Annotated in this window: 13 protein-coding genes; 11 read left to right on the top strand and 2 right to left on the bottom strand. The window is 50.8% G+C overall.

All coding sequences use genetic code 11. The features are described from left to right. The first annotated feature begins 2 nt into the window (after positions 1-2). Positions 3-1,013 carry a phage late control D family protein gene (locus C3B51_RS05710; RefSeq protein ID WP_130244453.1) on the top strand — a complete coding sequence of 337 codons (1,011 nt, stop codon included), beginning with the start codon at positions 3-5 and terminating at the stop codon, positions 1,011-1,013. A 157-nt stretch (positions 1,014-1,170) separates the two neighbouring features. On the opposite strand, the gene C3B51_RS05705 is transcribed toward C3B51_RS05710, so the two are convergent. Both C3B51_RS05705 and C3B51_RS05700 read right to left on the bottom strand, forming a co-directional pair. Continuing rightward, positions 1,171-1,515: a hypothetical protein gene (locus tag C3B51_RS05705; protein WP_125720000.1), complete on the bottom strand. Its 345-nt coding sequence runs from the start codon at positions 1,513-1,515 to the stop codon at positions 1,171-1,173. Positions 1,516-1,635: 120 nt separating this feature from the next. Continuing rightward, complete coding sequence (locus C3B51_RS05700) at positions 1,636-2,736, bottom strand: response regulator (protein ID WP_165389117.1); 1,101 nt, start codon at positions 2,734-2,736, stop codon at positions 1,636-1,638. 140 nt (positions 2,737-2,876) lie between these two features. Between C3B51_RS05700 and C3B51_RS05695 the strand changes: the two genes are divergently transcribed. From C3B51_RS05695 to C3B51_RS05655, 10 genes are all read left to right on the top strand, one after another. Continuing rightward, positions 2,877-3,821, top strand: a complete 945-nt coding sequence (locus tag C3B51_RS05695) for an ABC transporter substrate-binding protein (RefSeq protein ID WP_165389116.1) — start codon at positions 2,877-2,879, stop codon at positions 3,819-3,821. Then, positions 3,818-6,997: a PAS domain S-box protein gene (locus C3B51_RS05690; protein ID WP_130244450.1), complete on the top strand. Its 3,180-nt coding sequence runs from the start codon at positions 3,818-3,820 to the stop codon at positions 6,995-6,997. The genes C3B51_RS05695 and C3B51_RS05690 overlap by 4 nt, the downstream gene beginning before the upstream one ends. Before the next feature lie 109 nt (positions 6,998-7,106). Continuing rightward, positions 7,107-8,054 (top strand): homoserine O-succinyltransferase, encoded by a 948-nt coding sequence (locus C3B51_RS05685; RefSeq protein WP_130244449.1) that lies wholly within the window; start codon positions 7,107-7,109, stop codon positions 8,052-8,054. A gap of 55 nt (positions 8,055-8,109) precedes the next feature. Further along, positions 8,110-9,132 carry a homocysteine S-methyltransferase family protein gene (locus tag C3B51_RS05680; RefSeq protein WP_125720136.1) on the top strand — a complete coding sequence of 341 codons (1,023 nt, stop codon included), beginning with the start codon at positions 8,110-8,112 and terminating at the stop codon, positions 9,130-9,132. An 11-nt stretch (positions 9,133-9,143) separates the two neighbouring features. Then, a complete protein-coding gene (gene metH / locus C3B51_RS05675) occupies positions 9,144-11,777 on the top strand; it encodes a methionine synthase (RefSeq protein ID WP_130244448.1) in 2,634 nt (877 codons plus the stop codon). A gap of 425 nt (positions 11,778-12,202) precedes the next feature. Then, the gene (locus C3B51_RS23540; protein WP_164488164.1) at positions 12,203-12,373 is read left to right on the top strand and encodes a hypothetical protein; all 171 of its coding nucleotides are present in this window, start codon (positions 12,203-12,205) and stop codon (positions 12,371-12,373) included. Positions 12,374-12,558: 185 nt separating this feature from the next. Continuing rightward, positions 12,559-13,632, top strand: coding sequence for a YjgN family protein (locus C3B51_RS05670; protein WP_130244447.1), 1,074 nt, complete (start codon positions 12,559-12,561; stop codon positions 13,630-13,632). A 38-nt stretch (positions 13,633-13,670) separates the two neighbouring features. Continuing rightward, positions 13,671-14,648, top strand: coding sequence for a M48 family metallopeptidase (locus C3B51_RS05665; protein WP_240701858.1), 978 nt, complete (start codon positions 13,671-13,673; stop codon positions 14,646-14,648). A 315-nt stretch (positions 14,649-14,963) separates the two neighbouring features. Continuing rightward, positions 14,964-15,851 carry a hypothetical protein gene (locus C3B51_RS05660; protein ID WP_130244445.1) on the top strand — a complete coding sequence of 296 codons (888 nt, stop codon included), beginning with the start codon at positions 14,964-14,966 and terminating at the stop codon, positions 15,849-15,851. Next, positions 15,848-17,686: a GGDEF domain-containing protein gene (locus C3B51_RS05655; protein WP_130244444.1), complete on the top strand. Its 1,839-nt coding sequence runs from the start codon at positions 15,848-15,850 to the stop codon at positions 17,684-17,686. Before C3B51_RS05660 ends, C3B51_RS05655 begins: the two co-directional genes overlap by 4 nt. Positions 17,687-17,805: the final 119 nt, after the last annotated feature.

Here is a 17,805-nt window from a genome sequence, read left to right as displayed (position 1 = left end):
TTATGAATCAGCAACCCTATTTTTCTATCAAAGCGAATGGCAATGAAGTCACCAAGCGTCTCAAAGATCGGATCGTTGAGGTCAGTGTAATACAGCGAACTGGATTACTGAGTGATGTGTGCAAGGTGCGGTTTGATAACCTGGAGGAGCTGCCAATTGCGCTCCCGGAGCCGGGTAACGTGCTTGAAATCGCAATGGGGTACAAAAATGGCACGCCAGACACCCATGCTGCACTCACGCCGGTGGGCAAGTTTGATGTGGGCGCATACGAACTCACAGGGCCTGCCAGAGCACTGACTTTGTATGGTAACAGCATTATGTGGGATGCCGATTTTAAGTCGCCCCGATTTCGCTCCTGGCCACCACAAGGGGATGAAACGCCTGTCACATTAGGTGATTTGGTGGCGCAAATTGCCTCAGAATATGGCTTGCAAAGTGGGGTTAGTGAGGCGTTGCGCAGTATTACCTTGCCACATCTGGACCAAAGCGAAAGCGACATGCAGTTGCTCACGCGTCTTGCTTTGCGTTACGACGCCGTAATGAAGGTGGCGGCCGGTAAATTGCTGTTTGTTGCCAAAGGAAGCGGGCAGTCATTGTCCGGGCAAACTGTGACCTCGGCTACGTTGGGTAACCATCAGATAATACACTGGTCCAGAGTGAGTAATCATTATCACCTGGTGGGGGCTGTACAAGGCTTCTATCACGACTCAGATCAGGCGCAGCGCATGTCGGTGCAGGCGGGCAGCGAAGCGCCCACGATTAAGCTACCTTACCTCTACCCGGATGCAGCCAGCGCACAAGCGGCTGCCAATAGTCAACTGACGCGCCTGAAGCGCGCCCATGGCGCGGTTCGGCTCACTGTGCCTGGCAATCCAGAGATTGTTGCCGGGGCATTAATCTCGGTTGATAACTCAGTGGATCACCTCAAAGGCGACTGGTTTATTACAGAGGTCACCCATCAGCTGACATCAACGGGATACATCAGCCTGATCACAGCAGAGCAACCTAATTAGTCCTGCCATCGCATCGCCCTGATGCGAGTTAGTCCTTTCACTATCCCTTTCCAATCAGCACCATGTAAATCCTTGCGGTTTGCATGGTGTCATGCCAGCACAGCCCGGGGATTCGATTGTTTTACAATCTGAATGAGGCGGGTCGCTCAAAATATATTTAGTTCATACGTACGATACGGCTGTATACAGAGCTATTTGAATCCCACGGTTCACAACTTGTCGATTCATAGGTCAGGTTGACATTTTTACCAGCAGCCTGACGTGACAATAGCATAGAGTACATGCGGTTGCGCCTTTCAGTGGGCAGATTATAACTGACCGCAAGGGTTCTCTTATTGGAACAGCTTGTGTTGATGTCACTGGTAACAGAGTCCAGCGTGACCAAAATGGTATCTCTGCTGGAATATATATTTACATCTTTAACTTTGCCGCTGACTGTGATCCAGGCCGCCTGAGCCTGTCCTGCCATTAACAATGCGCAGCCAAAAATAAGCTTTTTCACTTAAATTTCCTTTCTATTTATTATTGAGTTTTCAGCTATTGTACATAAAAGTGGGAATAGAAAAAAAGTGTGATGTTTTTATGTGGGCGCATGTTAAGTAACAAATGCACAACAAAGAAATCAGAACAACTCTATATCAGCGCTGTTGGTGCTGGCCGCCCGATCATCGAGGGTTGCAATTAGCTGGGTGAGTTGCCGCTCAACCTCTTTACCGGACTGGAGTTTGGTGTCCGCAGACGCCCTTGCCGCCTGGATCATGTTAAGGAGCTGCTGCTCCGCCTCTTCAGAGAGTTCGTTATCTATACTCAAAGTGCAAAACAAAGATTCCAGCTGAGTTTCTAAATCGTCAATCAGGCCCACAATGCCGTTTTTGATGTTGGTATTTTGGGTTTTAAACTGGCGGATGGCTTGACGCAACTGCTGCTCCAGCAACACCCGGTTGATACATTGTTCCATACCATCCATCACATAGGCGAGATAATCTCGCATTGTGCCCGCCATTTCTGGATCTTCAGGCATATTTTTTACCAGTAAGGAAGCACGGCGCCAGTTAAACGCCGCCCTGTGCTTACCAAATGCCATGATCCGGCTTGCCCCGTGTAACGACTCCAGTAAAGCCGCGTCGATATTTTTAACTACCCCGTCATCAAAAAAACAGGGGCTGGTGTTGTGACTTCGAATGATCAAAGAACATTTGAGCCCGAATCCGCGCGTGACGTTAAAAACGGACTCGGCCAGGTGTTCCAACTCATGGCAGTGAAAACTATCCCGATAAAACCCCATCACTATTCCCAGCGAAGAAAGCGCCGATAAGGCTTTGACAGCCACGTCTTCGGCGTCGTCTGGCTTAGCTACGCGCGCCTTATGCGATTTAAGCAGGGCAGACACCTTGATGTGCAGCTCTTGTTCGTCTACCGGTTTGGCAATAAAGTCGTTGCCGCCGGCATCATAGGCTTTTAAGCGCTCATCTAACGAGTTGAGGTTCGAGAAAAACAAAATAGGCATGGTGTGCCCGGCCATTCGTAACTTATATGCAGCCTCGTAGCCGCTCATACCGGGCATCTGTATGTCCATCAGGATCAGGTCCACAGCGCCGGATTGTGCTGCTTGTAACGCGTCTTCACCGCTTCTGGCTTCCCTGATGAGGTATTTTGAGGACAACATGTGATTGTGATACTCCAATACAAACTCATCATCATCAACAATCAGAATTGTTTCCATTGTGCTCATCCTAAGTCAAACCCTCAGCTGAATTTGTGTTGATCCGTTGTGGGATTGTCTGCCACAGCTCCCAAACGCCTAAATCAAGACTAGAATACAAACAAGGACTTTACCACTGACTTATCTGTCCGGGAGGCAAGGTGAGATCATTGTTTTTGATATGGGTATGGATACTGCTGTGTGCTTGCACGGAGCAACCGCAGGCACAGCTGCGGGTCGGCTTTAATGTCTGGCCAGGCTACGAGACGCTACGCCTGGCCAAACAACAGGGTTATCTGGCGGACAACATTCGGCTTGTCGAACTGATGTCAGCCACCGATACCATGGATGCATTTCGGCATGGCCGTATTGAGGTGGCGGCGTTGACGCTTGATGAAGCCCTGGTGCTAGCTGGCGAGGGCATTGCGCTGAATATTGTGCTGATCATGGATATTTCCAATGGTGCTGATGCCGTGGTTGCGCGTCAATCTGTGACCGATCTGAGGCAACTTAAGGGCAAGCGTATTGCTTATGAGCAAACTGCCGTGGGAGCGCTGATGTTGCACGAAACACTGGAAGCCGCACAATTGCAAATGGCCGACATTGAAGCGGTGCATTTGCCGGTCAATCAGCATTTTCATGCTTTGCAGACACGCCATGTTGACGCCGTCGTCACCTTTGAGCCGGTAACGACCCAGTTACTTAATCATGAACATCAAATTATTTTCGACAGTGCAGAGATCCCCGGAAAAATTGTGGATGTGCTGGTGGTCAGAACGCAGCAGCTGAGCCGTCATCAGGCGTCATTGCGGGCGCTGATCTGGGCACAGTTTGCAACACTTTCCTATGTTGCACAGCACCCACATCATGCCGCCGAATTGATGTCGCCCAGGTTGGGGCTTGAGCCGGATGACTTGCTTTCTGCGCTCGATGGTATGGTGCTTGCCGATGCGGCAACAAACCGGGCACTGCTGGTTGGTCAGGGCAAAACCCCGCCGTTACAGACAACGGCTGAGCAGCTGTTATCTGTGCTGGTTGAGCATCATATGATAGACGCCGACGTTGATCTGCATAGCCTGGTCGATGCGAGGTTTGTTATACAATGAGACGTGTGGTATTGCCGCGCTCACTGGCATTTTGGGTGCCGGTGGGGATTATTGCATTTTGCCTGATTGTGCTGACGCTCAGCACCATAGTGATTTACACTGGCAGCCGGGATGTTGCTCAAACGAGCCACCAGTCTCATGCAAACTATATGCTGCTGACACTTAAGCGCCATGTTGAAGTGAATTTGAGCTTAAATAAGCCCGATGAGATCCGTCATGATATCTCTGTGATGGGCACTGTGCCTGAGGTTTTGAACATTGCGGTGACCGATAGCACCGGGCGGGTTATATTCAGCAACCACTTTTCTGATATCGGCAAATCATTACCAGAGATAGCCAGTCACAGCTCTGCTGAGTCACTCACCAGGGCGCTGGCTGGCAATATGCCCGTGATCACCTTTTCGAGCGAACATAGCCAACTTGAAGCCCTACAAAGCTTTGCCTTACCGTCGCACCTTGAGCTGCGTTCCAGTCGCCGTGGATTGGTTTTTCTGCGTTATAACCTGGCTTTTAGTGAGCAGGCGCTGTGGCAGCAAATTCGCTTTGACTTGCTGCTGCTGTGGAGTGGCTGCGGGTTGCTGGTGCTGCTGGTCATGATATTGCTGCGCAGGCGTGTTATTGCCCCGCTGGGAGAGTTGGCCAGGCAGGCAACGCTGCTGGCCAGTGGCGCTGAACCGCTCAAGCCCGTGCGTTCGGGCTTTAAGGAAATTGCAACCTTGGCAAATACCTTCAGCTGGGTGTCTCATGCTATCTCCGAACATATCGCTGCTTTGGCTAAAAATCAGCAGGAATTGGAATCTCAGGTCAGCTTGCGCACAGAGGAATTACGCAGCGCAAATCTCAACTATGAACAGGCGCAAAAAATGGCGCGGCTGGGCCGCTGGGAGCTAGACGACGGCCTGATGCACTTTTCTCATGAAGCGTACGACATTGTGGGGGCAGATCCTTCGCAGCGGGTCAGTTTACGTGCTTTATTCGGTCATTCAGAAGATGTTGCAGAGCCTGCGATGCGTGCCATCTTAGATGAGCAACAGACCCACCACGATTTTAGTTATGAATTGCATTACAAAGAGGGCGCACGACGATTTGTCCGTTTGGTGGCTGAGCGTTGCCAGGACCGTAATACCGGGCGCAGTAAGGTGGTCGGGATTGTTCAGGATATCTCAGAGCAGATGCGTAAGGAGCACTCACTGATTGAAAATCAGGCCATGACTCGCGCAATCATAGATACCGCTGCCGACGCCATTATCGTGATCAATACCCGTGGAGAGGTGCAGGAATTTAGCCCGGCTGCGGTCGAGATGTTTGGTTACGAGCCCGCAGAGGTGCTGGGTAACAATCTAAAAATGCTGATGCCTGAGCCTGATCGAAGCCAACATGACCAGTACATGCAGGATTATTTCGCCACCGGGGTCAAAAAGGTCATAGACAATAAGCGTGAGGTGACCGCAAGGAATAAAAATGGCGCATGCTTTCCCATTGATCTGGCCGTGGCCGAAACCCAGGTTGGAGACATTACCTACTTTACTGCCATTATTCGTGATATCACGGAGCGCAAAGAGGCCGAGAAAAAGCTCCTCGAAGCCATGCAGGCCGCACAAAGCGCTACGCGGGCCAAATCGGAGTTTCTGGCCAATATGTCTCATGAGATTCGCACACCCATGCATGCTATAACCGGGCTGACGCACCTGGCGATGAAAATCGATGCGCCCCCCAAAATGCGCAACTACCTGAACAAGATCCAATATGCGGCGGATAGCTTGCTACTGATCCTGAACGATATTCTGGATATCTCAAAAATTGAAGCCGGTAAGCTGAGCCTGGAGTTGGTGCCGTTTCGCCTGGCTAAGGTGGTGGATCATGCCTGCGAATTAATCGCAACCCGGGTGGAGCAAAAGCAACTGACCTTTGAGGTGCACTGTGCGGAGGATTTGCCTGAGGTACTGATGGGTGACCCCCTGCGCCTTGGCCAGGTGTTGCTCAACCTGTTGAGTAATGCTGTTAAGTTTACTCCCCGTTATGGCAAAGTCTCACTGGAGCTGGCAATTCAGGCTCGTAGCGAGCGCGGTGTGCAACTCTTGTTCACGGTCTCGGACTCTGGCATTGGGATTTCCCAGTCGCAGCAGCAAACGTTGTTTTCACCTTTTACACAAGCCGATACTTCAACCACCCGGCAATTTGGTGGTACGGGTCTGGGACTGGCGATTTGTAAAAATCTGGTCCGTCTGATGGGGGGCAAAATCTGGTGCGAAAGTGAAGTCGGGCAGGGGGCTCAGTTTATGATTACGGCTGAGTTTGATATTGCGCTTGAACAGGATGAACCCGTACCGCAATCAGGTCGGCTTGATAAAACTCAGCTTGTTCAGGCCCTGTCGGGCGCTGTGGTGTTGTTAGTAGAGGATAACGATATTAACCGCGAAATTGCTCAGGAGATCTTACAGGATGCGGGCATGGAGGTGATCACGGCAGTGCATGGCAAAGAGGCCATCGAGCGTTTGTGCGATAGCCAGGTAGACCTGGTTTTAATGGACTGTCAGATGCCAGTGATGGATGGCTACACGGCAACCCGGGAGATCCGCAACATGCCCGACTGTGGGCAAGTGCCTATTATTGCCCTGAGTGCCAATGTGATGCAGCACGACCTGCAACAAATTAAAGCCTGCGGAATGGACGATCATATTGCTAAGCCCATAAACGTTGAGCTGGCATATCAGAAGATCTACCAGTGGCTGCATCGCAAGCCGCTCAGGCAGAGTATAGCGCAGGACAACACGCCATTGCCCAGTGCGCCACCGCCTGTTTTATCCGCGGAGCCTGCCGCCCCGCCTGAACCTGAGTCCTGTGAATTGCTTGATTTTGCTCAGGGGCTTAAACACGTTAATGGTAACGCGGCCTTTTATCATAAAATGTCCGACAAGTTTATCGCCGCCCAGCGCGAGTTTTGCGCATCTCTGACGCAGACCTTGCAGGCGCAGGATATCGAGGGCGCCATCAGAATGGCGCACACACTCAAAGGCCAGGCGGGTTATCTGGGGTTATTGCGCTGTGCCGAGCTGGCCGCACAGTTGGAGCGGGCGATTGCGGATCAGGTGCCACAGCTGGCGCAGCAGATACAGGCACTTGATGATGTTTTGCAACGTTCCTGTGCATTGTTGAAGGCGGCATTTGAAGAATAATTGGTTTTGGACGGCTAAACATCTAGAAGTTGAAATTTATTCCCATTACGTCATAATGTCGCTGGAAAGCGGATCTGTTTATTAGGGTCCTGTCACTGAGGGGAACATCATGCCAATCACAGTCACCGACGATTTACCTGCCATTAGCCATTTGCGCCACGAAAATGTCTTCGTGATGCCACAAAGCCGCGCCAGCACGCAGGAGATCCGGCCAATGCGGCTGGCCATACTGAACCTGATGCCCAATAAGGTGGAAACCGAAGTGCAGTTTATTCGCCTGCTGGCCAACACGCCCTTGCAGGTGAACGTGGATCTGCTGCGCCTGGACACCCATCGCAGCTCCGACAATTCCGAGCAGCATCTGAATATGTTTTACCGTTATTTTTCGGATGTCAGAGAAGAAAACTACGATGCGCTGATTGTCACTGGTGCCCCATTAGCACATCTTGAATATGAAGAAGTGACTTACTGGGAAGAATTGCAGGCATTTTTCGACTGGGCCGAACACCATGTAACTTCAACGCTATTCTCCTGCTGGGCAGCACATGCCGGCCTGTTTCACCACCATGGTCTGAAGCGGGAGCTTAAAAAAGACAAGCTGTGCGGGGTGTTCCGCCACCACTGCTACTTTGAACATGGTGCGCTAACCCGTGGCTTTGACGATGAATTTTTGGTGCCTCATTCCCGTTATGGCCATATTGAGGCCAGTAAAATAGATGCCTGTGAGGAGCTGGTGACGCTGGCGGGTTCCGAGCGAGTTGGAGCCTACCTGATCAAAAATGTATCGGGCAGTCAGGTGTATATTACCGGGCACCCGGAATACGATGCCGATACCTTAAGTAAAGAATATTTCCGCGATTGCGAAAAAGGGCCAAACGCACCTAAGCCGGAAAATTATTTTCCCGCAGATGATGTGACCGCCAAGCCATCCAAGACATGGCAAAGCCATGCCTTTTTGTTATTCTCCAACTGGTTAAACTACTATGTTTACCAGACCACTCCGTACGATATTAATCTGGTTAGCCAGGATGTAAGGACTAACAATTATGCCGAATAAAGATACCACCACCGCGATTGACGGCGCAGCCATCGCTGACGCGCTGAAAACAGCCATGCAGCAGCGTATTTTGATCCTCGACGGGGCCATGGGCACCATGATCCAAAAACACAAATTTGAGGAAGAGGACTATCGGGGCGAGCGTTTTAAAGACTGGCATGTCCTTATCAAAGGTAATAACGACCTGTTAAGCCTGACTCAGCCTGAGGTGATCCGTCAGATCCACCGTGACTATCTTGAAGCGGGTGCGGACATTATTGAAACCAATACCTTTAACGCCACCACCATTTCGATGGAAGATTACGATATGGCCAGCCTGAGCCGCGAGATCAACGTCGAGTCGGCCCGGCTGGCACGGGCTGTGTGTGATGAGTTTACCGCCAAAGACCCGAGTAAGCCGCGTTATGTGGCGGGTGTTTTGGGGCCAACCTCAAAAACCTGTTCGATTTCACCGGATGTGAACGACCCGGGTTATCGCAATGTCTCGTTTGATCAGCTGGTGGCGGCCTATATTGAGTCGACCGAAGCCCTGATTGAAGGCGGCGCACATTTGATTTTAATTGAAACCATCTTCGATACGCTGAATGCCAAAGCGGCGGCCTATGGGGTGGAAGAAGCCTTTGAGCGCACCGGCATAACCCTGCCGGTGATGATCTCCGGCACCATTACCGATGCATCAGGCCGAACATTATCAGGCCAGACAACCGAAGCCTTTTACAACTCGATTCGTCATATTAAACCTATCTCGATTGGGCTCAATTGCGCGCTGGGACCGGATCTGTTGCGTGCTTATGTTGAGGAGCTATCGCGGGTGTGCGAGACCTACACGTCGGTGCACCCGAATGCGGGCCTGCCGAATGAGTTTGGCGAGTACGACTTGGAAGCCCCTGAAATGGCAAAAGAGATCATTGACTGGGGTAAAGAAGGCTTTATTAATATTGTGGGCGGTTGCTGTGGTACAACACCCGAACATATTCGCGCTTTTGTGAAAGGGCTGGAACAGGTGGCACCGCGCACTTTGCCTGAGCTTGAAGTCAGAATGCGCCTGGCGGGCCTTGAAGCTTGTAATCTGAATTAGGAAGTACTGATATGACGCAATCTACAGCCATTTTTACTAACGTTGGTGAAAGAACCAATGTAACCGGCTCGGCGCGTTTTAAGCGTTTGATCCTGGAAGAAGATTACGAAGCCGCACTTGATGTGGCACGCAGCCAGGTGGAAAACGGCGCCCAGGTGATCGACATCAACATGGATGAGGCGATGCTGGATTCCAAGGCTGCCATGGTTAAGTTCCTGAACCTGATTGCCTCAGAGCCGGATATTTCCCGTGTGCCAATTATGGTCGATTCATCTAAATGGGAAGTGATTGAAGCGGGCCTGAAATGTATTCAGGGCAAGGCCATCGTGAACTCTATCTCACTCAAAGAGGGTCGCGAGCCGTTTGAGCGCCAGGCGAAGATCATTAAGCGCTTTGGTGCGGCTGTGGTGGTGATGGCGTTCGACGAAACGGGCCAGGCCGAAACCGCCGACCGCAAGTTTGAGATCTGTGAACGCTCTTATCGCATTTTGGTGGATGAGCTGGGTTTTCCGCCTGAAGACATTATTTTTGACCCTAATATCTTTGCTGTGGCAACGGGGATTGAAGAGCACGACAACTATGCTGTCGAGTTTATTGAAGGCACCCGACGCATCAAGCAAAACCTGCCGCACTGTAAAGTGTCGGGCGGGGTGTCGAATGTGTCTTTCTCATTCCGCGGTAACAACCCGGTGCGTGAAGCCATTCACTCGGTGTTTTTATATCACGCCATTCAGGCCGGTATGGACATGGGCATTGTCAACGCGGGTCAGCTGACGGTATACGATGATATTCCCGATGAACTGCGCAAGGCGGTAGAGGATGTGGTCCTCAACACTGACCCTGGCGCCGGTGAGCGTCTGGTCGAGATAGCACCGAATTATTCGGGGATGGCACAGGCTGAGAAAGCGGAAGATCAGGAATGGCGCAGCTGGCCTGTGGCCAAACGCCTGGAGCATGCCCTGGTTAAAGGCATTACTGAATTTATTGAAGAAGACACCGAAGCCTGTCGTCAGCAGTTTGATAAACCCATTGAGGTGATCGAAGGCCCGCTGATGGATGGTATGAATGTGGTCGGCGACTTATTTGGTGCCGGTAAAATGTTCCTGCCTCAGGTGGTTAAATCTGCACGCGTGATGAAGCGGGCGGTGGCTTATCTGGACCCTTTCATTGAGGCAGAAAAACAGGCCGGTCAGAGTAATGGTAAGATCATCATGGCGACGGTAAAAGGGGATGTACACGATATCGGTAAAAACATTGTGGGTGTGGTGCTGCAATGTAATAACTACGAGGTTGTGGACCTGGGCGTAATGGTGCCGGCAGAGAAAATTCTGCAAACGGCCATAGATGAAAATGCCGATGCCATTGGGTTATCGGGTTTGATCACCCCGTCGCTCGATGAAATGGTCCATGTCGCCAAAGAAATGACCCGTCGTGGATTTGAGATCCCATTGCTGATCGGTGGCGCAACCACCTCTAAGGCCCATACCGCGGTGAAGATTGAACCGCAATACGACAAGGGCGTGGTGTATGTGAACAATGCCAGCCGCGCAGTGGGCGTGGTTTCCAGTTTACTGAGTGCCACACAAAAGCCAGGCTTTTTAGAAAAAACCGCCAGTGAATACGTTAAGGTACGCGACCAGCAGGCGCGTAAAAAGCCCCGCTCCAAGCCCGTGACTTTGGCCCGTGCGCGCGACAATGCGGTTAAACTCGACTGGGAAAATTACACCCCACCGGTGCCCAAAAAGCTGGGCATCACCGAGTTTAAAGACGTCAGTATTGCCACCTTGCGCGAGTATATCGACTGGACACCCTTTTTCATGACCTGGACGCTGGCGGGCAAATACCCGCGTATTCTGGAAGATGAGGTGGTGGGTGAAGAAGCGAAAAAACTTTTTGCCGACGCCAATGCCATGCTCGACGAGCTGAGCGCCAAAGGCAGTTTACAACCGCTGGGCGTAATTGGTTTGTTCCCGGCCAACCGGGTGGGCGATGACATTGAAATTTATCGCGATGAAAGCCGTGAAGAAGTGCTGCTGAAGTCTTGTCAGCTGCGCCAGCAAACCGAAAAAACCGATTTTCCAAACTATTGTCTGGCCGATTACATCGCGCCAAAAGGCACGCCAGATTATTTTGGTGCCTTTGCGGTCACCGGTGGCCTGGAAGAGGATGACCTGGCTGAGGTGTTTGAGCAGCAGCAAGATGATTACAACAAAATCATGGTAAAAGCCGTGGCAGATCGTCTGGCCGAGGCCTTTGCAGAATACCTGCATGAGCAAGTGCGTAAGCAATACTGGGGCTTTGCTGAAGATGAAAAGCTCAGTAACGAGGAGCTTATTCGCGAGAATTATCAGGGGATCCGTCCGGCACCGGGTTATCCGGCGTGTCCTGAGCACACCGAGAAAGACAAAATCTGGCAGTTGCTGGATGTAGAAAGCCGCATTGGCATGAAGCTCACCAGCTCTTATGCCATGTGGCCGGGCGCGGCGGTATCCGGCTGGTACTTCTCCCATCCTGATTCCAAATACTTTGCCGTGGCAGCCATTCAGCAGGATCAGGTTGAAGACTATGCTCAGCGCAGCAATATGACGCTGGCAGAAGCCGAGCGCTGGCTGTCGCCCAACCTAGGATATGAACCTCAGTCATAAGAATGCATATGAAGGGTGTCAAAGTGGCACCCTTGCTTTTTTTAGACAAAAAGTCAGTAAATTTTTCTTGCATTAAACTACTTTTTCGATATTATTACCTACTTGCTTTAAATAACCTCTGATTTAAAGCGTCATAGAAGTAATGCCCTCTTGCCTTGATCCAGTAAGCCCGCATTAAAAATTACAAGTAGAGCTTATTATAGTCAGGCGATATACCACTGCAGTTACCCCAGATGGGGACGTTGTGAATGCAGATATTAAGATCGCCAGTACCATTTCCTTTGAAGCACGCGTCGGTTTGCAGACTCAAAAGTGTCGAAAAATTGATCGCGATTTTTTTAGGTTTGGTATCAAACTGTCATAAAGCTCGTTTATTGTCTAAAGCGATAGCCGCCAGGCTGCGCATTATAAAAGTGAGTTTTATTATGTCTTATACATACAACGGAACAGAGATCCGTGTTGAGCAACCTATTCGCTCAATTTCGGTGAACAAATCAAAAGTCGTTTTTGCTGATGGCACAGGCCGCAAACAAACGCAATTTTCAAGTGGCAGCGAAGCCCGTCACTTCCTGAACTGGTTGACCCGCGCCTGCTAAGTAAAACAAGCACATTGACCAGCACTAAGCGCCGAGGTAACTGACAAGTTACGTCGGCGTTTTGCTTTTTATGCGTTGCACTTATTGCCGTTCTGATGTACTTTTCCGTGGTTTTCATGGGGACATTTCGCCATGAGACCTTCAATCGTGTGAAAACGCATAATAATGAAAAAAGGAAGCCAACAATGGACTCGACTTCTACGCCTTCTGCTGCTCAACCGGGCAGTCAGACTGTACCCTCTCAATTACAATTCACCGGTAACGGTAAAGAATACTTTGGTATCTGGATTGTCAATATTCTGCTTACGCTACTGACACTGGGTATTTACTCTGCCTGGGCCACCGTGCGCAATAAGCAATACTTCTACGGTCATACAGTGCTGGACGGACATCGTTTTGATTACCTGGCAACGCCGCTGCAAATTCTCAAAGGCCGCCTGCTCGCGGTCGGCTTGTTTGTGATCTACAGTGTGGTGTCGAGTTACTTCTCGCTTGTGGGTGTGTTGATGGCATTGGGGCTGGTGCTGCTGGTGCCCTGGATGATCAATCAGGGGCTCAAATTCAGCATGCGCATGACCCGTTACCGCAATATTCGCTTTGCCTTTAAAGGCAATTTTGGCGACGCCATGGTCAACTTTGTTGTCTTGCCTTTTTTCAGTATTTTTACGCTGTACCTGGCGATGCCCTGGGTGCTGAAGCGCATTGATGCCTATATCCACAGCAATATCCTTTACGGTGACAAGCCGGTCCATGTGCAGTTGCAGGGCAAGGCATACTACAAAGCCGCATTGCTGGTGGCGGTACTGGGTATTCTGATGATGATGATGTTGGGTATCGCATTGAGTCTGGTAGCCGATATCAACATTAACCCGGGTGAGCTGGGCGGAGTCAACTCTGGCATGTTCCTGATTGTGCCTCTGTATTTGTTTGTGATTTCTGCTCTGCAAGGTATCTATCAGGCACAGATCCGCAACCATATTCTCAACAATGCACAGATTGAAGATGTGGCTGAGTTCAAATCGAACCTGGAGCCACAGCGCTATGCGCTGATTTTGGCGACCAATGCCGCTGCGATTGTGCTGACAGCTGGCCTGGCTTTTCCCTGGGCTAAAGTACGTAAGGTCAGGGCACTGGCTGAGGCAACTCAGGTTGTGGTGTTGCCAGGGGCAGATCAGGTGCTGGATACAGCGCAGCAGGCAGACTCTTCTTTTGCAGAAGAAGCCGCCAATGTGTTTGACGTTGATATCTCCTTGACCTGATGATCCCGGGATACTTTTATCAGCCAGGCAGCAGTCGGGTGCAGGAATGTGCAGCCCGGCACAGTGGCGATCGCATTGCCATTTATGCCGACGACGAGTGTGTGTGCGAAAGCTTGGTTGAGACGCTCAAGGTGTCGGCACACTTGCCGGGGCAGGCCAGTGAGCTGACTTTCACAGACGGGGCGCGCTTTGTGCCGCTGGATGTGGCACATCGTTGGTCGTTTCAGTCGGGCAAGAGTTCGCTACTGGCGAGTCTTGAATCCAATCTGGCCCTGATAGTGTGTGCGTTGGTAGCGACACCTGTATTGCTCTATGCCTTGCTGTTTAAACTGGTGCCTGGCATTGCGGTGACAGCCGTACAGACCATGCCAGATGCGGTCGTGGAGCAAATGGGCCAGCAATCTATGGCGCTCATTGAGCGCACGGTGCTGTCACCCAGTGAACTGTCCGATGCGCAACAGCAGGCTGTTCGTGATTTGTGGCAAGACACACTGGCGCAGCTTGATTTATCTGTCGACAAATATCGTATTGATGTATATCGCTCTGACCACTTTGGCGCCAATGCCTTTGCGTTGCCCCATGGTCAGGTGGTGGTCACCGATGAGCTGGCACTGCTTCTGGCCGAACAACCCGATGCGCTCAGAGCCATTATATTGCATGAAATTGGCCATGTAGAGCGCATGCACAGCGTGCGCTTGGCGTCTCAGGCGGCGGTGGCCAGTATCGCCATTGCTATACTGCTAGGTGATATGGATATTGTTGCCGAGGTGGTACTGGGCTCCGGTAGTGCACTGATGGACTTACAGTTCTCGCAGAATATGGAGTGGGAAGCCGATAACTATGCCCTGGCGCAACTGGCACGCCTTGGATACAGTGGCGAAGACTTTGCCCAGGCGCTGGAGTCATTGGTATCGCTGGATGATGAACAAGAGCAAAGCTGGTTAAAGTACCTCTCTACCCATCCCAGCCTGCAAGAGCGTATTGAGCATGCCAGAACCTATACGCCATCTCCCTGATATCTGGTTTGATAGCGGATCAGTATAAGGGGTTCCAATGCGGCTGAATCGCTTCAAAAAAGCGATTTTGCGAACATCTCCCCTGAAGGCCTGAATAAGGCCTTTTTCATTTCAGAATCATTTTAAATCAGAGCGGGACGCTGATACTCACCATTTCTTATCCTTTATAAGTCTTTATTATTGTTTTAAAAACCGAGATTGGTATGTTGTTTTTACGGCTTTTGGCTGGTGCGTTGTTATTTAAAGGTTAACTTTTGTTCGCACCTTCCTGTATACTAGCGGATGCTGTGACTTACCTGTGTGCTGGGGAGGCAAATGAAGTTTTTGGTGTTGTTATTGCTCGTTGTGTCGCAATGTGCCAAAGCCCACAACCCTTTGATTGTTGATATCATCAGTAGCGAGAACTTTTCTGAGCGTTATCAGGCCTTTTTGCAAGGTCGATCAGTGCTTGATGTGACCGACTTTCGGCCCACCACCCAGGGCTCCCATATCGAAATCATTGAAATGGTGTTGTTGCAGCAAGCGCTGTTCCTTGGCGGGGAAACCCGGGAAGTGGTGTTCAATCCCAAGCCTTCCGTGAATATTCTTGAATTTACCGACATGATAGCCGGAGAAAGCCTGATTTTGGCGCGTACTGTCTGGCATGAAGATGTGATCAATTATCGTGGCTCAGTGTACGTCAGCGATCCTGTGGTTAAATTTGGCGAGTATGAAGCCGGTATTTATGTCGCTAAACGCAACCAGGCACTGCATCAGACCACACAAGACGGGCTCGAGCAATTAACGCTGGTGGCTAACCCGCGCTGGCGGGTAGACTGGCATGCGCTGACAAACAGCAAAATGAATCTGGTCAGCTTTATTGGTCCGTGGGAAAGCATGCTGAATATGGTCGAAACCGACATTGTTGATGGCATGCTGGTGAATTTCAGTGTCAGTGAATCCTTGCAGCTGGCATTTGAAGGGCGTGACTATGTACCCATCGAGGGCGTAAAAATGGTGCTGCCTGATTCACGGCATTTTATAGTCAGTAAACGCCATCCAGAGGGCGCGCAAATATTTGCTGCACTGAATCGTGGCCTCAAAGAGCTCAGGCGTCGGGGCGTGATCCGTAAAGCGCTCACAGAATCCGGATTTATTAATAGCAAGGTGCGGGAGTGGGCTGTCATAAACCGGGCTATGTTGCCGCAGGAGCCCAACCCATGATGCGAATTGCTATGCTGGCGAGCTGGCTGCTCTGTATGGTGTTGAGTGCACCTGCCACAGCAAATGAGCTTGCCTCGCCCAGTGTGCTTGAAAAGTCGCTGGCCGAACTAAACGAAGCGCTGAAAAGCGACTTTGACTTGTCATTGTTACCCGAGCTAAGAGCGCTACGCCGTGATGCTCAGGACATTGATGCACTGGAAATTGTTGCCCAGACTTTGTTGCTCGAAGGACAAGTTCGTCAGCAATATGGGGATTATCAGCAAAGCCTGGTGTTGCATAACGATGCGCTGCAGCTGGCCATACAGCGAAAAGACCTGGCGCTGATGGCACAAAGCCGGCTGGCGATTGCCAGACTGGAGATGGATCTTGAGCGTTACACCTATGCCCAGCGTTCGCTGGATGATGTTCACCAGCTGATAGTGCAATTGACCAATCACCCCCAGAAAACGCCTTACGTAACTCAGCGATTGCAGCTACAGCACAGGCTTTGGCAGGGGTACTTGTATGTTTTGCTGGGCAGTTATCATCAGGCGGTTGCAACGCTGCAATCCGATGGTCTGGTCGTCACCGGCGCGCCTGAGTTGCACGATACACTCTTGCTGGCGCGGGCCTGGGCATTGCTCAAACTTGGCCGTTATCAGCAGGCGCAACCTATCCTGAATCAGGTTGCAAAAAGTAACATGCTGGTTCGTAATCAAAGAATGCGGCTGCGCTTTAAGCTGTTGCAGTCTATGGTCTGGTTGCAGTCGGGCGATTTTCAGCAAACCCTGGATACGGCTATGCCGGCATTAATGGAAACCTTTGCCACCCGGTTTTTAGATGAGCAGGCCGAGCTGCAATTTGTTATGTCTAACGCCTATGTACAGATGGGGGACTACCAGCAAGCGCATTTATACCTGAAACGCTATGCCCTGACAAAAGATGCCCTTAACTTTCAGAAGCGTAATAATAAGTTGCTGCAACTTGAGTCACAGTACGCATTGGCAACACAAAAACAACAGCTGAGCTTGCTGGAAAAAGACAATGCCCTACAGGCGCAAGAGATCTTCCGTCACCAACAAATTCTTGAAAACACCCGCCTGGCGCAGCAACGCGGCGCACTGCTGCTGATTTTGGCCGTCGCATTATTGGGCTTTTTATACTGGCGATGGCAAAACAAGCGTTATCTCTCTTTGCTCGAAGAGGAGGTCAAGCAAAGAACGGCTGAGCTGGACGAGCGAAATCGCCAATTGCAGGCCCTCAGTTACTCCGACAGCCTGACCGGATTACACAACCGCCATTACTTTTTCAGCGAGGCCGACAAACTGCTGGCGCACACTCACAGCGCATCGCAGAGCACGATTTTTTGTCTGATAGACATCGACCATTTTAAACAGATCAATGACAGCTATGGTCATGCCGTTGGCGATCAGGTGCTGCAACAGTTTGCGCAACTGGTCAGACTGCAACTTCGTGAGCAGGATGTTCTGATCCGCTGGGGAGGGGAAGAGTTTTTGCTGGTCATGCCGGATACCGATGTATCGCAAGCCCAGCCGCTGATTGAACGGATCCGCCATGTGGTTATGCAGGCCTTGTTTGGCTCTGATGCTCAGCGTCTTATGTGTACCTGCTCACTTGGGTTTGCGCCTTACCCGCTGCGTCTGAGCAATGGCCAGCCGCTGGACTGGGAGCAGGTGCTGGAGCTTGCGGATAACTGCCTGTATCAGGCCAAACACGGTGGACGTGATGCCTGGGTTGGCCTGAATCCGCCGGCGCAGCCTCTGGCGATGAGTTTTGAACAGCTACAACAAAACATGGAAGCATTTACCGTAAGCAGCACTCAGCTTGCGGGGTAATACCAATTTCACTTAATACCTGTTCAATTTGAAGGAGCAAATATGAAGCTAACTGTGTTAAAAATTTCTCATTTAGAACAACTAAATAGCAAAATTTTTGCCTGGTTATCGACCCTATT

It is taken from the genome of Pseudoalteromonas rubra, assembly GCF_004212645.1.
Taxonomy (GTDB): Bacteria; Pseudomonadota; Gammaproteobacteria; order Enterobacterales; family Alteromonadaceae; genus Pseudoalteromonas; species Pseudoalteromonas rubra_G.
The sequence above is the reverse complement of the archived record's forward strand: the minus strand, read 5'-3'. Positions and strand labels throughout refer to the sequence as shown.

Excerpts from the sequence above, each read along its gene's own strand:
- C3B51_RS05710 (WP_130244453.1), top strand. The coding sequence starts at position 3 with ATGAATCAGCAACCCTATTTTTCTATCAAAGCGAATGGCAATGAAGTC.
- C3B51_RS05700 (WP_165389117.1), bottom strand. The coding sequence starts at position 2,736 with ATGGAAACAATTCTGATTGTTGATGATGATGAGTTTGTATTGGAGTAT.
- C3B51_RS05690 (WP_130244450.1), top strand. The coding sequence starts at position 3,818 with ATGAGACGTGTGGTATTGCCGCGCTCACTGGCATTTTGGGTGCCGGTG.
- C3B51_RS05685 (WP_130244449.1), top strand. The coding sequence starts at position 7,107 with ATGCCAATCACAGTCACCGACGATTTACCTGCCATTAGCCATTTGCGC.
- C3B51_RS05680 (WP_125720136.1), top strand. The coding sequence starts at position 8,110 with ATGCAGCAGCGTATTTTGATCCTCGACGGGGCCATGGGCACCATGATC.
- metH (WP_130244448.1), top strand. The coding sequence starts at position 9,144 with ATGACGCAATCTACAGCCATTTTTACTAACGTTGGTGAAAGAACCAAT.
- C3B51_RS23540 (WP_164488164.1), top strand. The coding sequence starts at position 12,203 with ATGTCTTATACATACAACGGAACAGAGATCCGTGTTGAGCAACCTATT.
- C3B51_RS05670 (WP_130244447.1), top strand. The coding sequence starts at position 12,559 with ATGGACTCGACTTCTACGCCTTCTGCTGCTCAACCGGGCAGTCAGACT.
- C3B51_RS05660 (WP_130244445.1), top strand. The coding sequence starts at position 14,964 with ATGAAGTTTTTGGTGTTGTTATTGCTCGTTGTGTCGCAATGTGCCAAA.
- C3B51_RS05655 (WP_130244444.1), top strand. The coding sequence starts at position 15,848 with ATGATGCGAATTGCTATGCTGGCGAGCTGGCTGCTCTGTATGGTGTTG.